Annotated in this window: 20 protein-coding genes; 10 read left to right on the top strand and 10 right to left on the bottom strand. The window is 69.1% G+C overall.

The window, feature by feature from the left end:
- Nucleotides 1-22: 22 nt before the first annotated feature.
- A complete protein-coding gene (locus C6A87_RS14115) occupies nucleotides 23-1,177 on the bottom strand; it encodes an MFS transporter (protein WP_311117763.1) in 1,155 nt (384 codons plus the stop codon).
- 65 nt (nucleotides 1,178-1,242) lie between these two features.
- Here C6A87_RS14115 and malQ point away from each other — a divergent pair, with 65 nt between their 5' ends.
- From malQ to C6A87_RS14095, 4 genes are all read left to right on the top strand, one after another.
- Nucleotides 1,243-3,411, top strand: a complete 2,169-nt coding sequence (gene malQ, locus C6A87_RS14110; RefSeq protein WP_311117762.1) for a 4-alpha-glucanotransferase — start codon at nucleotides 1,243-1,245, stop codon at nucleotides 3,409-3,411.
- Nucleotides 3,412-3,487: 76 nt separating this feature from the next.
- Entirely contained in the window at nucleotides 3,488-3,826 is a 339-nt protein-coding gene (locus C6A87_RS14105) for a metalloregulator ArsR/SmtB family transcription factor (protein WP_311117761.1), read from the top strand.
- Complete coding sequence (locus tag C6A87_RS14100; protein WP_311117760.1) at nucleotides 3,826-4,512, top strand: cation transporter; 687 nt, start codon at nucleotides 3,826-3,828, stop codon at nucleotides 4,510-4,512. The genes C6A87_RS14105 and C6A87_RS14100 overlap by 1 nt, the downstream gene beginning before the upstream one ends.
- 211 nt (nucleotides 4,513-4,723) lie before the next feature.
- Nucleotides 4,724-5,209, top strand: coding sequence for a hypothetical protein (locus C6A87_RS14095; protein ID WP_311117759.1), 486 nt, complete (start codon nucleotides 4,724-4,726; stop codon nucleotides 5,207-5,209).
- Between the two features lie 18 nt (nucleotides 5,210-5,227).
- On the opposite strand, the gene C6A87_RS14090 is transcribed toward C6A87_RS14095, so the two are convergent.
- The 3 genes from C6A87_RS14090 to C6A87_RS14080 form a co-directional block, all read right to left on the bottom strand.
- Nucleotides 5,228-5,722: an NUDIX domain-containing protein gene (locus C6A87_RS14090; protein ID WP_311117758.1), complete on the bottom strand. Its 495-nt coding sequence runs from the start codon at nucleotides 5,720-5,722 to the stop codon at nucleotides 5,228-5,230.
- 27 nt (nucleotides 5,723-5,749) lie between these two features.
- Entirely contained in the window at nucleotides 5,750-6,322 is a 573-nt protein-coding gene (locus C6A87_RS14085; RefSeq protein ID WP_311117757.1) for a hypothetical protein, read from the bottom strand.
- Between the two features lie 63 nt (nucleotides 6,323-6,385).
- Nucleotides 6,386-7,192, bottom strand: a complete 807-nt coding sequence (locus C6A87_RS14080) for a nuclear transport factor 2 family protein (RefSeq protein WP_311117756.1) — start codon at nucleotides 7,190-7,192, stop codon at nucleotides 6,386-6,388.
- Between the two features lie 66 nt (nucleotides 7,193-7,258).
- Here C6A87_RS14080 and C6A87_RS14075 point away from each other — a divergent pair, with 66 nt between their 5' ends.
- Complete coding sequence (locus C6A87_RS14075; RefSeq protein WP_311117755.1) at nucleotides 7,259-7,687, top strand: hypothetical protein; 429 nt, start codon at nucleotides 7,259-7,261, stop codon at nucleotides 7,685-7,687.
- Here C6A87_RS14075 and C6A87_RS14070 read toward each other — a convergent pair.
- The gene (locus C6A87_RS14070; protein ID WP_311117754.1) at nucleotides 7,667-8,869 is read right to left on the bottom strand and encodes a cytochrome P450; all 1,203 of its coding nucleotides are present in this window, start codon (nucleotides 8,867-8,869) and stop codon (nucleotides 7,667-7,669) included. The genes C6A87_RS14075 and C6A87_RS14070 overlap by 21 nt on opposite strands.
- A 222-nt stretch (nucleotides 8,870-9,091) precedes the next feature.
- Here C6A87_RS14070 and C6A87_RS14065 point away from each other — a divergent pair, with 222 nt between their 5' ends.
- Genes C6A87_RS14065 through C6A87_RS14055 form a run of 3 tightly spaced genes read left to right on the top strand, consistent with a single transcriptional unit; the run spans nucleotide 9,092 to nucleotide 12,746 of the window.
- Entirely contained in the window at nucleotides 9,092-9,520 is a 429-nt protein-coding gene (locus C6A87_RS14065) for an MmpS family protein (RefSeq protein WP_311117753.1), read from the top strand.
- Nucleotides 9,517-12,423: an MMPL family transporter gene (locus tag C6A87_RS14060; protein WP_311117752.1), complete on the top strand. Its 2,907-nt coding sequence runs from the start codon at nucleotides 9,517-9,519 to the stop codon at nucleotides 12,421-12,423. Before C6A87_RS14065 ends, C6A87_RS14060 begins: the two co-directional genes overlap by 4 nt.
- Complete coding sequence (locus tag C6A87_RS14055; protein WP_311117751.1) at nucleotides 12,420-12,746, top strand: DUF732 domain-containing protein; 327 nt, start codon at nucleotides 12,420-12,422, stop codon at nucleotides 12,744-12,746. The genes C6A87_RS14060 and C6A87_RS14055 overlap by 4 nt, the downstream gene beginning before the upstream one ends.
- Before the next feature lie 192 nt (nucleotides 12,747-12,938).
- On the opposite strand, the gene C6A87_RS14050 is transcribed toward C6A87_RS14055, so the two are convergent.
- Together C6A87_RS14050 and C6A87_RS14045 are read right to left on the bottom strand one after the other, a co-directional pair.
- Entirely contained in the window at nucleotides 12,939-13,409 is a 471-nt protein-coding gene (locus tag C6A87_RS14050; protein WP_311117750.1) for a DUF5078 domain-containing protein, read from the bottom strand.
- A 79-nt stretch (nucleotides 13,410-13,488) separates the two neighbouring features.
- The gene (locus C6A87_RS14045) at nucleotides 13,489-13,764 is read right to left on the bottom strand and encodes a hypothetical protein (protein ID WP_311117749.1); all 276 of its coding nucleotides are present in this window, start codon (nucleotides 13,762-13,764) and stop codon (nucleotides 13,489-13,491) included.
- A gap of 152 nt (nucleotides 13,765-13,916) precedes the next feature.
- Here C6A87_RS14045 and C6A87_RS14040 point away from each other — a divergent pair, with 152 nt between their 5' ends.
- Nucleotides 13,917-15,191 (top strand): MFS transporter, encoded by a 1,275-nt coding sequence (locus C6A87_RS14040; protein WP_311117748.1) that lies wholly within the window; start codon nucleotides 13,917-13,919, stop codon nucleotides 15,189-15,191.
- Nucleotides 15,192-15,223: 32 nt separating this feature from the next.
- Here C6A87_RS14040 and C6A87_RS14035 read toward each other — a convergent pair whose 3' ends face one another.
- Both C6A87_RS14035 and C6A87_RS14030 read right to left on the bottom strand, forming a co-directional pair.
- Complete coding sequence (locus C6A87_RS14035; protein WP_311117940.1) at nucleotides 15,224-16,357, bottom strand: acyl-CoA dehydrogenase family protein; 1,134 nt, start codon at nucleotides 16,355-16,357, stop codon at nucleotides 15,224-15,226.
- 48 nt (nucleotides 16,358-16,405) lie between these two features.
- Nucleotides 16,406-17,248, bottom strand: a complete 843-nt coding sequence (locus C6A87_RS14030) for a hypothetical protein (RefSeq protein WP_311117939.1) — start codon at nucleotides 17,246-17,248, stop codon at nucleotides 16,406-16,408.
- Between the two features lie 377 nt (nucleotides 17,249-17,625).
- On the opposite strand from C6A87_RS14030, the gene eat reads away from it, so the two are divergent.
- A complete protein-coding gene (eat, locus tag C6A87_RS14025; RefSeq protein ID WP_311117747.1) occupies nucleotides 17,626-19,065 on the top strand; it encodes an ethanolamine permease in 1,440 nt (479 codons plus the stop codon).
- Between the two features lie 13 nt (nucleotides 19,066-19,078).
- On the opposite strand, the gene C6A87_RS14020 is transcribed toward eat, so the two are convergent.
- A complete protein-coding gene (locus tag C6A87_RS14020; RefSeq protein WP_311117746.1) occupies nucleotides 19,079-21,415 on the bottom strand; it encodes a Tex family protein in 2,337 nt (778 codons plus the stop codon).
- Nucleotides 21,416-21,425 lie beyond the last annotated feature (10 nt).

Raw genomic sequence — 21,425 nt, 5'->3', positions numbered from 1 at the left:
GGTCGTCGGACCGGCCTACCGCTCATACTCGGCGGCGATTGCTGAGCACCCCGGCCAGCAAAATCAGGGCCACGCCGGCGACCGGGACGATGAGCAGGCCGGCACGCAGGCTGGCCGCGTCCGCGACGACCCCGACGATCAGCGGCGCGCCGAGGAAGCCGACCCGCATCAGCCAGGTCACCAGGGTCAACCCGGTGCCCGCCCGCAGGCCGGGCAGTTCGTCGGCGGCCCGCATGGCCGCGGGCACGACGGTGGCCGCGCCGAGGCCGGCGGCGGCGAAGCCGGCGATGGTGCCGGGCACGGTGGGGAAAGCCAGCGCGACGCCCATTCCGAGCGCGGCCAGCAGTCCTCCGCTGCGCGCCACCACGCGCTCGCCGAACCGGTCGACGAGTCGGTCACCGAGCATCCGGCCGATGCACAGGAAACCGACCAGCGCGACGTAGCCCAGCACCGCGACCGCGCCGGGTGCGCCGAGGCTGTCGCGGAGGTAGAGCGTGGCCCACGAGCTGCCTGCGTCCTCGACCGTCGCCCCGGCCATCGCGATGCCGACCAGTGCGAGCAGCGTCAGCAGCACCGCAGGCCGCACCCCGCGGGTGTCGGTGCTGCGCGTCGACGGGTGGTCGTCGTGGTCGGGGCCGTGCAGCAGATGCGGGTAGGCGGCTATGACGGCGCCGCAGAACACCACGCCCGCGACGCCGAGGTGGATCGCGCGCGGGATGTCCAGCGCGATGGCGCCCGCGCCCATCAGGCCCCCGACGACCGCACCGACGGCCCACACCGCGTGCAGCGAGTTGATGATCGACCGACCGTAATTGCGTTGCAGCCGAAGCCCGTTGACGTTCTGCGCGACATCGGCGATGGCGTCGCAGGCCCCGGCGACGAACAGCGCCGCGGCGAAGGCCACCGGCGTGCCGGCCACCCCGGCGACCACGATCGCCACTGCCAGCCCGATCGTCGTGGCCAGGGCGACACGGGCCGACTGGAACCGTCTGATCAGCGCCGCGGCAGCCGGTCCGGCCAGCAGCGCACCGGCGGAGAACGACGCGACCGCGGCGCCGTAGCCCGCGTTGGACATCGCCAGGTCCGTCTTGATCTCGGGATACCTGGGCAGCAGATTGGCGAACAGTGCACCGTTGGCGAGGAACAGCGCGGCGACCGCGACCCGGGCTGACGCCATTGCAGCGACCATACCGGCACCGCCTCGCCGCTCGCGATGCCGCCTGCCAGGGCAAGATTGGCGCCATGGCGGATGTGTCGGAAGTGCCCACGGAGCTGATCGACCTCGCGCACCGGTACGGGGTGGCAACCCAGTACACGGACTGGACGGGCAGGTGGGTCCCGGTCCCCCCGTCGACGCTCATCGCGGTGCTCGACGCGCTCGGCGTCGCGGCGGCCACCGACCGGGACCGCGCCGAGGCCCTCGCCCGGCACGACCGCGAATACTGGGCCCGCGCGCTGCCTCCGTCGATCGTCGGGCGCGCAGGCGCGACGGCCCCGTTCTGGGTGCACGTCACCCACGGCGACCCGGCGCCGCTGTGGCTGCGGCTTGAGGACGGCAGTGTCCGCACCGGCCTGCGTCAGCTCGAAAACAACCGGCCTCCTTACGATCTGGACGGAAGGCTGGTGGGTGAGGCGAGCTTCGAGCTGCCTGCCGACCTGCCCGCCGGGTACCACCGACTGCACCTGCAGGTGGGTGAGTCCGACGTCAGCACCACGGTGATCGTGGCGCCCTCGACGGTGCACAGCGCCGACCGGCTGCGCACCGGCCGCGCGTGGGGGCTGGCCACCCAGCTGTACAGCGTGCGGTCCCGGAACTCCTGGGGACTCGGTGATCTGACCGATCTGACCGATCTCGCGGTCTGGTCGGCGGCCCGGCACGGCGCCGGCTTCGTGCTGGTCAATCCGCTGCATGCGGCGGCGCCGATCGCGCCGATGGAGCCGTCGCCGTATCTGCCGACGTCGCGCCGGTTCGTCAACCCGATCTATCTGCGCGTGCAGGCGGTGCCCGAGTTCGCCTATGTGAGGCACCGCGGCCGGATCCGCAAGGCGCAGACGCAGGTGCAGACCCGCGCGGACAGGTCCGGGCGGATCGACCGGGACAGCGTGTGGGCGTCCAAGCGTGCGGCGCTGGAGACGCTGTACCTGGTCGAGCGGTCCGCCGGCCGGGAGATCGCCTATCAGGCGTTCCGACAGCGGGAAGGCCGCAGTCTCGACGATTTCGCGACCTGGTGTGCGTTGGCCGACCAGTTCGGCGGCGATTGGCGGCAGTGGCCGGAGGGGTTGCAGCATCCGCGGAGTGCGGAGGTCGCCGCGTTCGCCGAGGAACGGTCCACCGAGGTCGATTTCCACCGCTGGCTGCAGTGGCTGGTCGACGAGCAGCTTTCCACCGCACAGGACCGCGCCGTCGCGGCCGGGATGGACCTGGGCATCATGCACGACCTTGCGGTCGGCGTGGATCCCAGCGGCGCCGACGCGTGGGCGCTGCAGGACGTGCTGGCACTCGGGGTGACCGCGGGCGCCCCGCCCGACGAGTTCAATCAGCTCGGCCAGGACTGGTCGCAGCCGCCGTGGCGGCCGGACCGGCTCGCCGAGGCCGGCTACGAACCGTTCCGGGCGATGGTCGGCGCGGTGCTGCGGCATGCCGGCGGTGTCCGGATCGACCACATCATCGGCCTGTTCCGGTTGTGGTGGATCCCGAAGGGCGCGCTGCCCACCGACGGCACCTATGTGCGGTACGACCACGAGGCGATGATCGGGATCGTGGCGCTGGAGGCGCACCGCGCGGGTGCGGTGGTCGTCGGCGAAGATCTCGGGACGGTGGAGCCGTGGGTGCGGGACTACCTGCGGGAGCGCGGACTGTTCGGCACGTCGATCCTGTGGTTCGAGAGCGACCGGGACGGAGGAGGCGGCCCGCTGCCTGCCGAACGGTGGCGCGAATTCTGCCTGTCGGCGGTGACGACGCACGACCTGCCGCCGACGGCCGGCTATCTGGCCGGTGAGCATGTGCGGCTGCGCGACGAGCTCGGTCTGCTGACCCGCCCGGCCGAGGAGGAGTTGGCCCTCGACCGCGCGCATCAGCAGGCGTGGATGGCCGAACTCCGTCGCGCCGGCCTGCTGGTCGGGGAATCGCCCGACGTCGACGAGGTCGTGTTGGCGTTGCACCGCTATCTGGGACGCACACCGTCGCGGCTGCTGGCGCTGTCCCTGGCCGACGCGGTCGGCGAGGTGCGCGCCCAGAATCAACCCGGGACCATCGACGAATACCTCAACTGGCGGGTGCCGCTGGCCGGCCCCGACGGCAGGCAGATCCTGTTGGACGACATCTTCGAGCAACCGCGCGCGGCGGCGCTGTGCGACGCGATGCGCGCCGCGGTGCAGCCGGGTCGCAACGGCGGCGAATCACCGCCGTAATCGCGCGCGGATGCGGACGCGCAAAGCTGCCAGTACACGCGCGTCTGAATACAGAAATTGGTGTACCGTCGTTGTGGTGCAGACCCTCGCCCACACCGACGCGCTGGCCCGGTTCGGCCATGCCCTCTCTGATGCGACGCGGACTCGGATCCTGCTCAGCCTCAACGCCGCGCCGGGCTACCCCGCCGACCTGGCCGACCAGATCGGTGTCTCGAGGCAGATGCTCTCCAACCATCTGGCATGCCTGCGCGGGTGCGGCCTGGTGGTGGCGGTACCCGAGGGCCGGCGCACCCGCTATGAACTCGCGGATGCGCGCATCGGCCACGCCCTCGACGACCTTCTGGGCCTGGTCCTTGCGGTCGATCCGCAATGCCGGTGCGTCGGGCCCGACGGCGCCGTCTGTGGGTGCGGCTGATGACCTCGACGGCACGCGGCGCGCTGACCGCGGACCGGCGGGCTGTGTTGGCCCGCCGCATCCGGCTGTTCGTCGCACTCACGATCTCCTACAACATGATCGAGGCGATCGTGGCCCTCACCGAGGGCGCACGGGTGTCCTCGACCGCCCTGATCGGGTTCGGGCTCGACTCGGTCATCGAGGTCTCCTCGGCGGCGGCGGTCGCATGGCAGTTCGCCGGGCGTGACCCCGAAGCCCGCGAGAAGATCGCACTGCGCATCATCGCGTTCTCGTTCTTCGCGCTGGCCACCTACGTCACCGTGGACGCCGTCTCGGCGCTGCTGGGCGTCGGCGAAGCCGAACACTCCACCGTCGGCATCGTCCTGGCCGCGGTGAGCCTGGCGATCATGCCGGTGCTGTCCTACGCCCAGCGCCGGGCCGGGCGCGAACTCGGCTCGCTTTCGGCCGTCGCGGACTCCAAGCAGACGCTGCTGTGCACGTACCTGTCAGCGGTGCTGCTGGTCGGCCTGCTGCTCAACAGTCTGTTCGGGTGGGCGTGGGCCGACCCGGTGGCCGGGCTGGTCATCGCGGCGATCGCGGTCAGGGAGGGTATCGAGGCCTGGCGGGGCGACACGTGTTGCCGGCCAACGGGGCTCGCGGTCCCGAGCACGGGTGAGACCACGCCCGGCTGTCACTGCGACGACTGACACGCAGAGCCATGACCCGCCACGCCCGACGCCACCCCGCCGGGCGCATCAGCGTCGCCGCAACCACACTGCGCCTGACACCCCGTTGACCGCGCGGACCGGCTGCGGGGTGCGGTAGAACGAGACGATGTAACACCGGCGGCTGCCGCAGCGGTTTCACATCCGTGACTGCTGCGATATGTTCGCCGCACACCGAACCGAGGGAGTTGTAGTGAACAAGCTCGTTGTGCTCAGCGGCGGATTGGTCGCCGCCGGAACAGCTGCGCTGATCGGTGCCGGTGTCGCGGTGTCACAGCCCGCGGCGCAGACGAGCCCGTACAACGTCGTCGGTGAGCAGTACGGCCGCGCGCTGGCCATCCTCAAGAGCCAGGGCGTCAAGGCCTACTTCGGTGGCGCGACAGGCAGCGCACTGTCCCAGTCGGCGTGCCTGGTCGGACAGCAGAAGGTGACCAGCGGTGGCCGCATGCTGTTGATGCTCGACTGCACGCAGGCCGCTGCCGACCAGATCAAGGCCATGGGTCCCACCGGCGGGCCGACCATCGGCGCCAACGGCGTCACCACGGTCACGCCGACCCCGATGGTTCCGATCGCCGGTGCACCCGGCGCCGGAATGGCGCCGCCGGCCCCCGGCGTGGTGTCGAACATGCCCGCCGGCCAGGGCGCACCGATCATCGCGAACACCTCGCCGCGCCCCTGATCGTGGACCGGCCGGCGGCTACGTCTCGCCCCGGACCTCCGGGCGGGCCTGACCGACCACGGCCTCCTCGAGCCGGTCGAGCAGCGGGCGCTGGCCTTTCAGCAGCTTCGTGCGCGCCGTCTCCAGGTCGAACCAGGCCACCCGGTCGACCTCCGGGAACTCCTTGAACGTGCCTGAGCCTCTCGGCCATTCGAGGGTGAACGTGTTGCTGACCGCGCCCTCGAGGTCGAGGTCGCCGCGAACAGCGAACGCCGTGACCAGCTTTCCGCCGGGCTGACGCACGGGCTCCAGATCGATCCTCGGGCCGGCGGGCGCGGGCTTGCCGATCTCCTCGGCGAACTCGCGCTGCGCGGCGGCCCAGGGGTCCTCCCCCTCGAGATACTCGCCTTTGGGAATCGACCATGCGCCGTCGTCCTTGCGCACCCAGAAGGGTCCGCCGGGATGGCCGAGGAGGACCTCGAGCACCCCGTCGTGGTCACGGAAGAGCAGCAGGCCGGCACTGAGCTTGGGCACCGCCCGACGATATCGGTTCGGGCGGCGTCAGATCCCGGTCCAGGCCGCGTCCAGGCGCTCGGCGACGTCGATGATCTTGGCGTTCTGGGCGCCGGGGCTGTCGATCTCGCCGGCCACGTGCAGCGCGATGAATCGTCTGATCTCGGCGTCCACCCCGCCGACGATGCGCACCACCTCGCCGCGCAGCGACTTCGACGTCACGTGGATGGAGATGTCGGACGGGCGCGGCTTCTCCACATCGATGATCAGCAGTAGCGGCTCGGCGGCCTTGGCGGTCGCGCGCAACGAGATCTCGCCGAACACCACGAACTTCGGTTTGTCGATGCGCAGATCGACCACCATGTCGATCTCCAGCGGTATCCGGATGTTGAAGGAGATCAGCTCACCGAGTTCCCTGCTGACCCTGGGCTGCTGGATCCGCACCTTCGCGGTGACCTTCGCCAGCTTGCCCGGTCCCTGCGCGATCGGGCCCATCTCGAAGGACTCGCCGGCGATCTCGCCGATCGCGTCGCCGACCCGCTCCTCGGTCACGGCGATCTCGAAGAACCGGCGGCCGAACTGCTCGTAGGTGAGGAACTCGGCGGTGTCAGGGTCGGACATGATGCTGCCTACGTTCTCACGTGTGGCGCGTCCAGCGCGACAACGCGCCGAAATGCGTCGGCGTCACTCGAGTTCGCCGAACAGCCGGATCCGGTCGAGGGTGGCGTCGTCTCGGCCGGAGCGCCCGATCTCGCCGATGAGCACGCAGCGCCTGCCGTCGCGTTCGACGCGCGCCGCGACCGAGTGGCCGGCGGTGACGAGCTTGCTCCACGTACCGCCCGAGAGGTGCCTGACGAGATCCGACGAGCTCACGGGTTCGCTGTCACCGATCGTGACGGGGTTGTCGGAGACCAGGCGGCGCATGCCGACCTCGTCGCCGTCGCAGGCGTCGTCGAGGAACCGGGTGAACAGTGCGCGGCCGCCGGATCCGACGCCGCGGAAACCGCCGAGGAAGCCGAGGGCGCCGGTCACCCCCTGGTTGGTGAGCATGCTCCTGCCGAGCGCCATGCCCGCGGGCACGGCGGCCAGCCCGCCGCGGGCGAACTGACCGACCATCGAGGGCAGTTCCCAGTACGCCGCCAGCGACGCGATCCGCAGGTCGTCACCGTCGGCGCGCAGGTCGTACCGGATGTAGGTGGGCACCCGCATCGTCAATCCGGTGGCCATCTGGATCTCCAACTCGACGTCCCGGATCACCGTGGTACCGACGACGAGGTCGGTGTCGGCGCGGAACGTGATCACGCGCGGGCCGATGAACGTGTCGTAGAACCGCCCGATCGCGACGTGTCCGCGGTGCGGCGTCGACCCGACCGGGTCCTCGACCCGGCCGTCAGCGGTGAAGAGGCCGATCCACCCGGCGCGGTCGTGCGATCCCGCCGCGGTCAGGGACCGCTGGGCCGCTGACAGCACGTCAGCTCGTGTGAAGGGCATATGGTTGCCTACCACCTCGACCCGCGACAGTCGACTAGACCTGCCGTCAGGGGCACACTGGTCTACATGAGCAGCAACAGCGGGCCGTTCGGTTTCGACCCCGAGGATCTCGACCGCGTCGTCCGGGAGGCGGGCGAAGGCCTGCGCGAAGCGATCGACGGCCTCGGCAGGTTCCTCAACACCCCGGGTGAGCGGGCGGGCTGGTCGACGCTGTTCGACACCCGCCCCCGCACCCGGCCCGAGACGACGGGCGAGACCGGCGACGGCGTGTGGGCCATCTACACGATCGACGACGACGGCGGCGCGCACATCGAGCAGGTGTATCCGACCGAGTTGGACGCGTTGCGGGCCAACAAGGAGAACACCGACCCGAAGCGACGGGTGCGTTTCCTGCCCTACGGGATAGCCGTCAGCGTCCTCGATTCCGCTGCCGGAGGCGGCGAGAACAACCCCGCAGCCGGAGCCGGCGACGGGTCAGCCGACCAGCATCCGTAGCTGTTCCCAGCCGCGGACCGTCGAGGTGGGCGCCAGCCGGGCGGTGTCGTGGTCGATGTCCCACTCCGGCCAGCGGTTGAGCAGCTCGTCGAGCGCGATCCGGCCTTCCAGGCGGGCGAGGTTGGCGCCCAGGCAGTAGTGCAGTCCCTTGCCGAAGGTGAGGTGGCTGATGTTGTCGCGGTGGATGTCGAAGGTGTCGGGGTCGTCGTACCGGCGGTCGTCGCGGTTGGCGGCGCCGAACAGCAGCAGGATCGCGCTGCCCGCCGGCACCTGCGTGCCGTCGTACTCGAAGTCCTTGATGAGGTACCGCGCGACGTGCGGCCCGGTGGGTTCGAACCGCAGCGTCTCGTCGATGGCCCGGCCGAGCAGCGACCGGTCCTCGACGATCTGGCGTCGCTGGTCGGGGTGTTCGGCGAGGACCTTGGCCAGCCATCCGATCAGCCGCCCGGTCGTCTCGTTGCCCGCCCCGGCCACCACCTGGGTGTAGTGCAGGACCTCTTTGCGGGTCAGCTTGCGGTGCACCCCGGTCTCGTCGGTGAATTCGACGTTGAGGAGCGCGGTCATCAGATCGTCGGACGGATTGGCCGCCCGCCATTCGACGTAGTCGGCGTAGATGCGGCCGTCGGCGATCCGGTCGGGATCGGCGACCTTCATCGGGGCGCCGGGTCGGGTGCGCAGGTTCGCGTCGTTGGCGTCGCGCACCGAGACCTGTTCGGACTCCGGGATGCCCAGCAACATCCCGATCACCCGCATCGGCATCATCGCGGCGAGTTCGGCGATCACATCGAAACCGTCGGAGCCGACCAACGGGTCCAGGCAGTTCACGCAGTAGCGCCGGATCTGGTCTTCGATCTCGGCCATTCGCCGCGGCGTGAACACCCGTGACATCAACCCGCGCAACATCGTGTGCTCGGGCGGATCCTCGAACATCATCACGCCCTTGGGCATGGCGAAATCGGACTTGACCAATTCGAGGATGTCGCTGCGGCTGTTGGAGAAGGTCGACCAGTCGAGCAGCGCTTTCTCCACGTCGGCGTGGCGCGACAACGCCCAGAAGCCGTACCGCTCGTTGTGGTAGAGCGGCGCCTCCTCCCGCAGCCGCGCATACGTCGGGTACGGATCGGTGACAATGTTCAGGTCGTAGGGGTCGTAGTAGAGATCGTCGGACACCGTCGTCGTCATCGCGGCACGCTCCTCGGCAGTTGTGCGACCGCTCAGCATCCTATGCGATCATTACGCCAGAGTGACGTGAGCCGCGCTGGTCCCCCGCGCGTTAGCAGCGCCACATTTTCTTGAGCTAATCTGTCGCAGAATGAGAACTTATATGGGCTAAGTTACGATTCGCTAAACCGAGAGACACAACCACAGGGGTCTAATGCGCGCCACAAGTCGGGGCCGGCAGTCGTGATCGCCATTGCCAAAAAGGTATGGCTCCCGTTGCTCATCATCGTCGTCGTCGTGATCGCAGGCCTCACGGTCTCGCGCATCCGGACTTTCTTCGGATCCGAGGGCATCATCGAGACCCCGCGCAACTTCGCCGATCTCCCCGAACCGTTCGATCCCAAGGTGGTCCGCTACGAGATTACCGGCTCCGGCTCGTACGCCGACGTCAACTATCTCGACCTCGACGCCAAACCCCAGCGCGTCGACGGGGCTGCCCTGCCGTGGTCACTGACCTTGGAGACCACCGAGCCGTCCGCAGCGCCCAACATCGTCGCCCAGGGAGACGGCAGCACCATCACCTGCCGCATCTTCGTCGACGACGAGTTGAAGGACGAGAGGACGACTGACGGCTTGAACGCCCAGACCTTCTGCTTTGTGAAATCCGCATGAGCGCACCCGTTTCCGACGCCCGCACCGACGAGTTCCCGTCTGCGCGCCAGCCGCATCGCCCGTTCATCCCCCGGATGATCCGGCTGTTCGCCGTGCCGATCATCCTGGGCTGGATCGCGCTGATCGTCGTCGTCAACGTCACCGTCCCGCAGCTCGAGGCGGTCGGCGAGGCTCAGGCGGTCTCGATGAGCCCCAACGACGCGCCGTCGATGATCTCGATGAAGAAGGTCGGTGAGCTGTTCGAGGAAGGCGACTCCGACAGCTCGGTGATGATCGTGTTCGAGGGCGACAAACCCCTCGGCGACGAAGCCCACGCGTGGTACGACGAGCTGGTCGACCGGCTGGAAGCCGACACCACGCACGTGCAGTCCGTGCAGGACTTCTGGAGCGACCCGCTCACCGCGTCGGGATCGCAGAGCAACGACGGGCTGGCCGCCTACGTCCAGGTCAAGCTCGCCGGTAACCAGGGCGAGGCGCTGGCCAACGAGTCGGTGAAGTCGGTCCAGCAGATCGTCGAAAGCCTCGAGCCGCCATCCGGCGTCAGGGCGTTCGTGACCGGTCCGGCGGCCCTGGCCGCCGACCAGCACATCGCCAGTGACCGCAGCATGCGGCTCATCGAGGCCGCCACCTTCACGGTGATCATCGTGATGCTGCTGCTGGTGTACCGCTCGATCGTCACCGTGCTCATCACGTTGGTGATGGTGGTGCTGTCGCTGGCCACCGCACGCGGGGTGGTGGCGTTCCTCGGCTATCACGAGATCATCGGACTGTCGGTGTTCGCCACCAACCTGTTGGTGACACTCGCGATAGCCGCGGCGACCGACTATGCGATCTTCCTGATCGGTCGATATCAGGAAGCGCGAACACTCGGCGAGGACAAAGAGTCCGCGTACTACACGATGTTCCACGGCACCGCCCACGTGGTGCTGGGCTCCGGCCTGACCATCGCCGGCGCGACGTTCTGCCTGAGCTTCACCCGGCTGCCGTACTTCCAGACCATGGGTGTGCCGCTGGCCATCGGCATGTTCGTGGTCGTGATGGCCGGCGTGGTGCTGATGGTCGCGATCATCAGCGTCGCGACCCGCTTCGGCAAGCTGATGGAGCCCAAGCGCGCGATGCGGATTCGCGGCTGGCGCAAGATCGGTGCCGCGATCGTCCGGTGGCCGGGCCCGATCCTGGTCGCGACGATGGCGATCACGCTGGTCGGCCTGCTCGCGTTGCCGGGCTACAAGACCAACTACAACGACCGCGACTACCTGCCTGCGGATCTGCCCGCGAACCAGGGCTACGCGGTCGCCGATGCGCATTTCGACCAGGCCCGGATGAACCCCGAGCTGCTGATGATCGAAAGCGATCACGATCTGCGGAACTCGGCGGACTTCCTCGTCATCGACAAGATCGCCAAGGCGATCTTCCGCGTCGAGGGCATCGCCCGCGTGCAGGCGATCACCCGGCCCGACGGCAAACCGATCAAGCACACGTCGATCCCGTTCCAGATGAGCATGCAGGGCACCACGCAGCGGCTCAACGAGAAGTACATGCAGGACCGGATGGCCGACATGCTGGTCCAGGCCGACGAGATGGCGAACACCATCAAGACCATGGAGAAGATGTCGGGCCTAACCGCCCAGATGGCGTCGATCACCAACGACATGGTCTCCAAGATGGAGAACATGCTGACCGACATCGAAGATCTGCGGGACAGCATCGCCAACTTCGACGACTTCTTCCGGCCGATCCGCAACTACTTCTACTGGGAACCGCACTGCTACAACATCCCGGTCTGCTGGGCGATCCGGTCGGTGTTCGACACCCTCGACGGCATCAACGTGATGACCGACGACTTCCGCGAGATCCTGCCCGACATGCGGAGACTGAACTCGCTGATGCCGCAGATGGTCGCGCTCATGCCCGAGATGATCGAGACCATGAAGACCATGCGGACCATGATGCTGACGATGTATCAGTCGCAGAAGGGTCAGCAGGACCAGATGGCGGCGATGTCCGAGGACGCCGACGCGATGGGCGAGGCGTTCGACGACTCGATGAACGACGACTCGTTCTACCTGCCGCCGGAGATCTTCGAGAACGCCGACTTCCAGCGCGGTCTGGAACAGTTCCTGTCCCCCGACGGGCACGCGGTGCGCTTCATCATCTCCCACGAGGGCGACCCGCTGAGCCCCGAGGGCGTGGCCAAGATCGAGAAGATCAAGACCGCGGCCAAGGAGGCGGTCAAGGGCACCCCACTGGAGGGGTCCAAGATCTACCTCGGCGGTACGGCGGCCGTGTTCAAGGACATGCAGGACGGCAACAACTACGACCTGTTGATCGCGGGCATCGCCGCGCTGGGCCTGATCTTCATCATCATGCTGATCCTGACCCGTGCTGTGGTCGCGGCCGCGGTGATCGTCGGCACGGTGGTGCTGTCGCTGGCGGCCTCGTTCGGTCTGTCCGTGCTGTTCTGGCAGCACATCCTGGGCCAGCCGCTGCACTGGATGGTGCTGGCCATGGCGGTGATCATCCTGTTGGCCGTGGGCGCGGACTACAACCTGTTGTTGGTGTCCCGCCTGAAAGAGGAGATACACGCAGGCATCGGCACCGGGATCATCCGCGCGATGGGCGGCAGTGGCTCGGTGGTCACGGCCGCGGGCCTGGTGTTCGCGCTGACGATGATGTCGATGGCGGTCAGTGAGCTGACCGTGATCGGACAGGTCGGTACGACCATCGGTCTGGGCCTGCTGTTCGACACGTTGGTGATCCGGGCCTTCATGACGCCGTCGATCGCCGCGCTACTGGGGCCGTGGTTCTGGTGGCCACAGCGTGTCCGCAACCGGCCCGTCCCCGCACCATGGCCCAGACCCGGTGGGCTGCAATCGGATCCGTCAGAAGGAGTGAGGGCATGAAGCGCGTACTGATCGGTGTCGCGACGGTCGCCGCGGGCTTGGCGTTCGCCGCGCCCGCAGCAGCCGACCCGGACACCGCGTTCTCCAACGAGCTGCACACGTACGGGATCTACGGGCAGAAGGACTACAACGCCTGGATCGGCAAGATCGCGTGCAAGCGGGTCGCGACCGGCGTCGACGCGGATGCGTTCGAGGCGGCCGACTTCGTGCACAACCAGCTGGAGAAGGGCGCCACCACCGAGCAGGCGTGGCAGTTCCTGGCCGCGGGTCTGCGGACCTACTGCCCCGACCGGCTGCCGATCCTCGACCAGGCGCGTCAGTAGTTTTCAGCGCATCGCGCGCGAATGTGGGTGTTGTGCACGCTTTTCTCTGAAAATGCGTGCACAGCACCCACATTCGCGTTGCGCCCCCGGGGTCCTGCCGTCCCACGCATAACAGAAATCCACGTTCTGCAGTGGTGCACTTGCACTTTCGCTGCAGAACGTGGATCTGTGTGACGTTCGGGGCTGCCCTGGTTACCGGGCGACGGGCCAGTGCCACACGGACATGTCGCCGCGCGGGTAGTCCATGCAGACATCGGTGGCGTGGGCCACGACGCCCTTGTTGTTGAAGAAGATCTTGGCCCAGTTGCCCCAGCGGGTGGCCACCTGCTCGTAGTACACGTTGGTGGCGGTGTTCTCGGAGTACTGGCGCCGGCCGACCGGGTCCAGCGAGAAGAACCAGTGGATGCGGTCGAACGCGGCCTGCTGGACGTCGGCAGGACGGTTGGCGCGGTCCATCATGTACCGCTCGAAGTACACCGGACTGGTGTCGCGCACCGCGGCCAGGTACTGCTCGACGTCGCAGGTGGTGTGGATGATGCGACGCGGAACCGGATAGTCCTCGGTGGAGTCGGCCATCGCCGGTCCGGCCAGGCTCGCGCTCACCGCGGCGGCGCCGAGGAATCCCAGACCCACCCGTGCGACGCGACTCATCAATCCGCTCATCGTCTCTCCAGCCTCATCGTTCGGTCGGGTCCCACAGATTGTATAGCGCAGCTAGGCAGCTGGGCGGGCTCGCTCATCGTCAGCCTCCGCCGGTGACGGGGTTCGACGTCAGCGAGATCCAGCCACCGTTGATCCACACTCCCCAGCGTCCGCCCCAGCCCGAATTCCACACCACGGGCTGGCCGATCCAGACCTCGGCGGGCTTGGGCGGCGCCCAGGCCGGCGGCACCTCGCCCAGCGCGGGCAGCGGCGGCGGAGGCGGTTGCGCACCGGCGACAGCGGCCGAACCCAGAAGGCCGGCAGCCAACCCGCCGGCGACCGCGGCAGCGGCCAGCGTGGTCTTGATCGGGGTCATCGCATCACTTTCGGATCGGTAACCGGACAGGATAATTAGCATATATAACCAGCGCGCGGCGTGCCGAATCCAGGGTTGCCGTTTTGCCCCTCCACCTCGCCTCTGCCTGACATTCTTGGAGCCGTCTGTAACGCCCCCAGCGAGGAGAACTGATGTCGGCACCATCGGCGGTGGAGACCAGCAGCGACACCCACGGACCACGCCGGGCGTGGGCGGCGGTGTCGGTGCTGGCGGTGGTCGGCACGCTGAACTACGCCGACCGGTTCCTGCCCGCCGTGCTCGCCGAACCGATCCGCGAAGAACTGTCGTTGTCCGACACCGCGATCGGGCTCATCAACGGTTTCGGCTTCCTGGCCGTGTACGCGCTGATCGGCATCCCGATCGCCCGCATCTCCGACCGCGGGGCCTACGGGCTGGTGATCTCGGGCTGTCTGTCGCTGTGGGGCGTGATGACGATGCTCGGTGGTGCCGTGCAGTCCGGTTTCCAGCTCGCGCTGACCCGCGTGGGCGTCGCGATCGGCGAAGCCGGGTCGACTCCGGCCGCGCACGCCTACGTGGCCCGCAATTTCGCGCCCGAGCGCCGCGCCGCTCCCCTGGCGGTGATCACCCTGGCGATCCCGCTGGCCAGTGCCGCCAGCCTGATCGGCGGCGGGCTGCTGGCCCAGGCGTTGGGCTGGCGCACCGCGTTCGTGGTGATGGGCGCGATCAGCGTGGCCGTCGTGCCGGTCGTCCTGGCCGTCGTCGGGCGCAGGCAGCGGCCGCTGGCCGAAACCGTGGCGGTGCACCAGGTTCCGGTGAAGTGGTGGGACATCCTGCGCAAGCCGAGCTACCTGGCGATCGTGGCCGGGGCGGCGTCGATCTCGGTGGCCGGCTACGCGCTGACGACGTTCGCGCCCGCATTCCTGATGCGTGCCCGGGGCATGTCGCTCGGCGACGTCGGGCTGCAGTACGGGCTGGCCAGCGGCATCACCGGCATCCTGGGCCTGCTCGTCGTCGGCAAGGTGGCCGACCGGCTCTCGGCGGTGGATCCGCGCTGGCTGCTCTGGCTGGTCGCGCTGATGACCGCGGTGCTGATCCCGTTCTCCACGCTCGGTTTCCTGGTCGGCAGCGCGACGCTGTCGGTGTGCTTCATCGCGTTGAGCTACGTCGTGGGCACGGCGTACATGGCGCCGTCGATCGCGGCGATCCAGCGCCTCGTGCCGGCCGAGCAGCGTGCCACCGCGTCGGCGATCTTCCTGTTCTTCAGCGCGATCCTCGGGTCGGTGGGCCCGCTGGTGGCGGGGCTGATCAGCGACGCGCTCAAGCCGGAACTCGGCGATCTCTCGCTGGGGCGGGCGCTGCTGTGCGTGGTGCCGGTGATGCACCTGGTCGCCATCGGCTGCTACCTGCTGGCGAGCCGGCGCTTCCTGCGCGAGATCGTCGCCTGAGCCTGATCAGAGCCTGATCGACCGCTGCGCGCTCAGAGCCCGAACTGGTCCTCGACCACACCCAGCCACACCTGGGCGGCATCGATGGCCACCTTCTCGCTGATGAACGCGTGCTGGGTGCCGGTGTAGACGTCGCGGAACGCGCGCTCCAGCCGGCTGCCCTCGCGGATCGAACTCGTACCCGCGGCCAGATGCGCCCACTCCGCGCAGCCGCGCGCGACGTCGGTGGCATAGACCGCCGCGACCCTCATGTCCGCGCGCAACGTCGGCGTCAGGTCGCCGCCGGCGGCCACGGCGGCTTCGGCGGCGCCGAACGCGTCGAGCACCAGCAGGCGGGCCGCCCGCCACGCCGCGACGTGGTGGGCCAGCCCTTTCTGGAAGGTGGGTCGGCTCGCCAGCGCGGCCATGTCACTCATCCGGAACTTCGTCGCGGCGAGCTCGGCGACGTCGTCGAGCATGCTCTTGGCCACCCCGAGCGCCCAGGCCGCGTGGCCCGCAGCGGTCACCGGCATCATGCCCATCCGGGTCGCGGGTGAGCTGCCCCGCAGCGGCTGCCGGGTGAACAACGCGAAAGTGCGTGCGTGCGGCACGAATACGTCGTCGATCGCGTAGTCGTAGGAGCCGGTGCCCTTGAGACCCTGCACGTGCCAGCCGTCGGCGAACGCGACGTCCGCCCGCGGCACCACGGCCACCAGCATGTCGGGCACTCCCTCGGCGACCCAGCGGATCTCGCCGTCGACCATCGGCAGGAATCCGGCGGCGACGTACTGGGCGTGCCCGGTGCCGGAACCGAAGCTCCACGACCCGGTCAGCCGGTAGCCGCCGTCGACGGCGACGCCCTGGCCGTTGGGGAAGAACTGGCCGCCCATCGTCACCCGGTTGTCGTTGGCCGTGAAGACCTCGGCGAACCCGGGGTCGGGCAGATAGGCCGCCGCGGCGAACGACGACGGCAGGTTCGCGATCCCGACCCAGCCGAACGAGCCGTCCTGCCAAGCCATCTCGATCCACGTCTCGATCATCTCGGCGAAGCTCGGTTCGACGCCGCCCGCAGGCACGGGGTTGAACGCCGTCATCAGCCCGGACGACCACATCGCGTCGACGACCGCCGGTGTCATCGTGCGGATCCGCTCGCATTCGGCAGCCTGTTCGCACACCAGCTCACGCATTCCGCGGGCACGATCTGCCACCGCCGTCACGGCGTCGACGTTAGCCGCTCAGGGCAGGGCACTGAACAGAATCGCCGGATCTGTCATCTCGAGGGGAATCTGGACCACGGGAACGGAGACCGCGGGGCCCGGCCACTCGCCGGTGAGGTGCTCCTGGGGCGTCGGCACCGCCTCCGGGGCAGTCAGGTGCGGCACCGCGACCGCGGCCGGGGTGGGCGCGGGTGCGGGCGCGGCCGCGACGTAGGCCCGGGGCGCCGGCGTCCACACCGGGCTCGCGTCCTCTTCGACCGGTTCGACCACTTTGCGGACCATGCCGGCCGTCGCGCTGGTCGGCGCCGAGACGGCCACCCAGCCGGTGCCCGTCGGCGCGGTCTGCTCGGTCACCGCGGCGGTCTGCTCGACGCGCGGCGCCGTTCCCGAGGTGACCAGCAGGCCGGCCAGCAGTGCCGCCGCGGCGGCGCCGAGCACGGCGACCGCGATACGGCGACGGCTCAGGCCGCGGCGACCGCGGGATGCGCCACGGGATTCGATGGGGCCCTGCGCGACGGCGGCGCCGTAGGCCAGTGCCAGTCCGGGGGCGGTGTCGGGGGCGACCATGACGCCCAGCGCGTGGGCCAGCGGCACCGTTTCGACGTCGGCGATGCCGAGGTCGATGAGTTGGGCGGCCAACCGGATGCCGTCGCGGCTGACGTCGTCGTCCCATGTCAGCCGGATCCGGTCGACGCGGTGGCCGCCGGCGGCGGCGATCATCCCGGCGCCCCTGGCGGCCGCGCGGGCGATCTCGGTACCGGGCTGGAACGTGAGCTCGTCATGGTCGACGATGGCGCGGTCGGCGTCGTCGACCAGCACCCAGACGACGGCCTGGGAGGTCAGTGAGAGCCCCAGAATCATGCCCACGGGCGTCCCCTTCCGTCGTTTCGCGGTGTGTGCGATGTATCGGGCGGCTCTGAGGTGGTGTTACAACCCGGTCTTCGGCTCTCGGGTACTGGACACCGCGCACCGCACGCCATAGTCTCCTCCCAAAGGTCGGCTCTCAGACCTTTAGGTCTCGGGCGTGCGCGCTCGTGCAGGCCGGGCAGCAGCGTAACGCCGGCCCGCGATCCGCGCGCGCCGTACGCGGTGCGGCACCGCTGCCGTGCCGCTCCTTCGCGTACCGTCGGATCTTCGAATCATGTTGCGGATCCGCTGATTTCACGGCCCCGTTACGACGCCACCGCACGCCGCCGCAGAGTAGTGTGCTAGCTCACGACGCGGAAGGAGTCCGTTACATGAGCGGCGAAAGTCGTAGTTCACACACCGTGCGCGGCGTGGAGGCGCACCGGGAGTCCGAGACCTATCTGCAGAAGCGGCAACTGAAGACGGGCAGCGCGGGCTGGATTCTGCTCGCCGGGCTCGGCATCAGCTACGTGGTGTCCGGGGACTACTCCGGGTGGAACTTCGGCCTCGGGCAGGGCGGCTTCGGCGGCCTGGCCATCGCGGCGGTGGTGATCGCGGCGATGTACCTGGCCATGGTCCTCGGCATGGCCGAGATGTCGTCGGCGCTGCCCGCCGCCGGTGGTGGCTACACGTTCGCCCGTCGGGCGCTCGGCCCGTGGGGCGGATTCGCCACGGGCACAGCGATCCTGATCGAGTACGCGATCGCACCTGCCGCCATCGCGACGTTCATCGGCGCCTACGTCGAGTCGCTGAACCTGTTCGGCATCACCGACGGCTGGTGGGTCTACCTCGCCGCCTATGCGATCTTCATCGGCATCCATCTGTCCGGTGTGGGCGAAGCGCTCAAGGTCATGTTCGTGATCACCGCGATCGCGCTGGTGGGCATCGTGGTGTTCGCGATCGCGGCGATCCCCCGGTTCGACAGTGCGAACCTGACCGACATCGCCGTCACCGACGCCGTAGGCGCGTCCTCGATGTTGCCGTTCGGCCTGCTGGGCGTGTGGGCGGCGATCCCGTTCGCGATCTGGTTCTTCCTGGCCATCGAGGGGGTTCCGCTGGCGGCCGAGGAGGCCGAGGAGCCCGAGCGCAACGTCCCCAAGGGCATCATCGCCGGGATGGCGGTGCTGCTGGTCACCTGCGTGACCGTGCTGGTGCTGACCACCGGGGCCGGCGGCGCCGCGGCGATGTCGGAGTCGGGCAATCCGCTGGTGGAGGCGCTCGGCGACAGCGGATTGGCCAAGGTCGTCAACTACATCGGGCTGGCCGGTCTGATCGCGAGCTTCTTCTCGATCATCTACGCGTACTCGCGGCAGCTGTTCGCGCTGTCGCGGGCCGGGTACCTGCCCAAGATCCTGTCGGTGACCAACAGGCGCAAGGCACCGACGCTGGCACTGATCGTGCCCGGCGTCATCGGGTTCCTGCTGTCGTTGATCGGCAAGGGCGACCTGCTGCTCAACATGGCCGTGTTCGGGGCCGCGGTGAGCTACGTGCTGATGATGGTCAGCCACATCGTGCTGCGCAGGCGCGAGCCCGACATGCCGCGCCCGTACCGCACGCCGGGTGGGGTCGCGACCACGGGTTTCGCGTTGGTGATCACGGTGCTCGCGGTCATCGCGACGTTCCTCGTCGACAGTGTCGCCGCGCTGTGCTGTCTGCTGGTGTTCGCCGCGTTCATGGCGTACTTCGGTCTCTTCAGCAGGCACCACCTGGTGGCCAACTCCCCCGACGAGGAATTCGCCGCGCTGGCGGCCGCCGAGGGCGAGCTCCGGTGACCGCCCGTCGGCGTCACCGGCCGAAGCCGGCCTCCCGCAGCGCCTGAGCCATCGAGCCCGCCGGACGGCTCTGTTCTTTGCGACCGGAGTTGTTGGTCCGCTGCGGGTTTCGTTTCGGTGCGGCGGGCCGTTCGCCGCCGCGGCGGGGGGTGCGCTCAGGTTTGACGTCGTCGTCGAGGCGAAGGCTCAACCCGATGCGTTGCCGCTCGACGTCGACGTCGACGACCTTGACCCGCACCACCTGACCGGACCGCACGACCTCGTGCGGGTCGGAGACGAACCGGTTGGACATCGCCGAGACGTGCACCAACCCGTCCTGGTGCACGCCGACGTCGACGAATGCGCCGAACGCGGCCACGTTCGTCACCACCCCCTCCAGGATCATGCCCACCTTGAGGTCGCCGACCTTCTCCACGCCCGCGGCGAACGTCGCGGTGGTGAATGCCGGACGTGGGTCCCGGCCCGGCTTCTCGAGTTCGGCGAGGATGTCGGTGACCGTCGGGATGCCGAAGCGGTCGTCGGCGAAGTCGGCGGGCCGCAGGGTGCGCAGCGTGCGTTCGTTGCCGATGATCTCGGCGAGCATGACGCCCGAGCGGTCCAGAATCCGCCGCACCACCGGGTAGGCCTCGGGGTGCACGCCGGACGCGTCCAGTGGATCCTCCCCGTCGCGGATCCGCAGGAAGCCCGCGCACTGTTCGAAAGCCTTGGGGCCCAGGCGCGGCACGTCGAGCAGCGCGCGTCGGTTCTGGAACCGGCCGGTCTTGTCCCGGTGGGCGACGATCGCCTCGGCCAGCGACTCGGTGATCCCCGAGACGCGGGACAGCAGCGGGACCGACGCCGTGTTCAGGTCGACACCGACGGCGTTGACCGCGTCCTCGACGACCGCGCCCAGGCTCTTGGCCAGGATGCCGGGGGTGACATCGTGCTGGTACTGCCCCACCCCGATCGACTTCGGCTCGATCTTGACCAGTTCGGCGAGCGGGTCCTGGAGACGCCGCGCGATCGACACCGCGCCGCGCAGCGTCACGTCGAGGTCGGGGAGCTCGTGCGCGGCGTAGGCGGATGCCGAGTACACCGACGCGCCGGCCTCGCTGACCATCGCCTTGGCCGGTGCCTTCGCTCCGGCCGCGCGGATGTCGGCGATGAGTTCGCCTGCCAGGGCGTCGGTTTCGCGGGACGCGGTGCCGTTGCCGACCGCGATCAGCTCGACGCCGTGACGGGCCACCAGCGCTGCGAGAGTCGCTTTGGCGGTGTCCCACTGCTTCTGCGGCTGGTGCGGGAAGATCGCGCAGGTGTCGAGCACCTTGCCGGTGCCGTCGACGACCGCCACCTTCACCCCGGTCCGGAAACCGGGGTCCAGCCCCATCGTGGTGCGGTTGCCGGCGGGGGCGGCCAGCAGCAGATCCTTGAGGTTCTTGGCGAACACCGTCACGGCGTCCTGCTCGGCGCGCAGCCGCAGGCGCACCCGGGCGTCCACCGACGCCGACACCGACAGCCGGGTCCGCCACGCGAAGCCGACGGTCGACGCCAGCCACGGCGTGGCGGCTGCGCCGGCGGTCAGGTCGATGTCGAGCGCGGAGGCGATCATCGCCAGGTAGTGATCGTCGTCGCCGCCGTCCAGGCTCAACGCCAGCACCTGCTCCTTCTCGCCGCGTAGCACCGCCAGCACCCGGTGCGACGGCATCGCCTCGAGCTGTTCGGAATGGTCGAAGTAGTCCCGGAACTTCTGCGCCTTCTCCCCTGCCGCGGCGCCCTCGGAGGCCGGCCTGGCCCGCAGGGTCCCCTGCTCCCAGAACCGCTCGCGCAGCGCGCCCACCAGCTCGGCGTCCTCGGCGGCGCGTTCGACGATGATGTGACGGGCGCCCTCCAGCGCGGCCGCGGCGTCGGCGACCTGCTCGCCGAGGTAATCCGCGGCCACCACCTCGGGTGTCAGGGTCGGGTCGGCCAGCAGGCGTGCGGCCAGCGGTTCGAGGCCGGCTTCCCTGGCGATCTGCGCCTTGGTGCGCCGCTTGGGCTTGTACGGCAGGTAGATGTCCTCGACGCGCGCCTTGGTGTCGGCGGCCATCAGCGCCGCGGTCAGCTCGTCGGTGAGCTTGCCCTGCTCCTTGATCGACGCCAGCACCGCGTTGCGGCGGTCGTCGAGCTCGCGCAGGTAGGCCAGCCGTTCCTCCAGCAGGCGCAGCTGGCCATCGTCGAGGCTGCCTGTCACCTCTTTGCGGTAACGGGCGATGAACGGCACTGTCGCACCCTCGTCGAGCAGGCGCACAGCCGCGGCGACCTGCGACTCCGCGACGGCCAGTTCCTCAGCGAGACGGGCGTTTACAGACTTGACTGCGCCAGACGTGATCACGCGCGGAACC

This window comes from Mycobacterium sp. ITM-2016-00317 (assembly GCF_002968295.1).
Classification (GTDB): Bacteria; Actinomycetota; Actinomycetes; order Mycobacteriales; family Mycobacteriaceae; genus Mycobacterium.
This window is presented reverse-complemented; position numbering and strand designations above follow the sequence as displayed.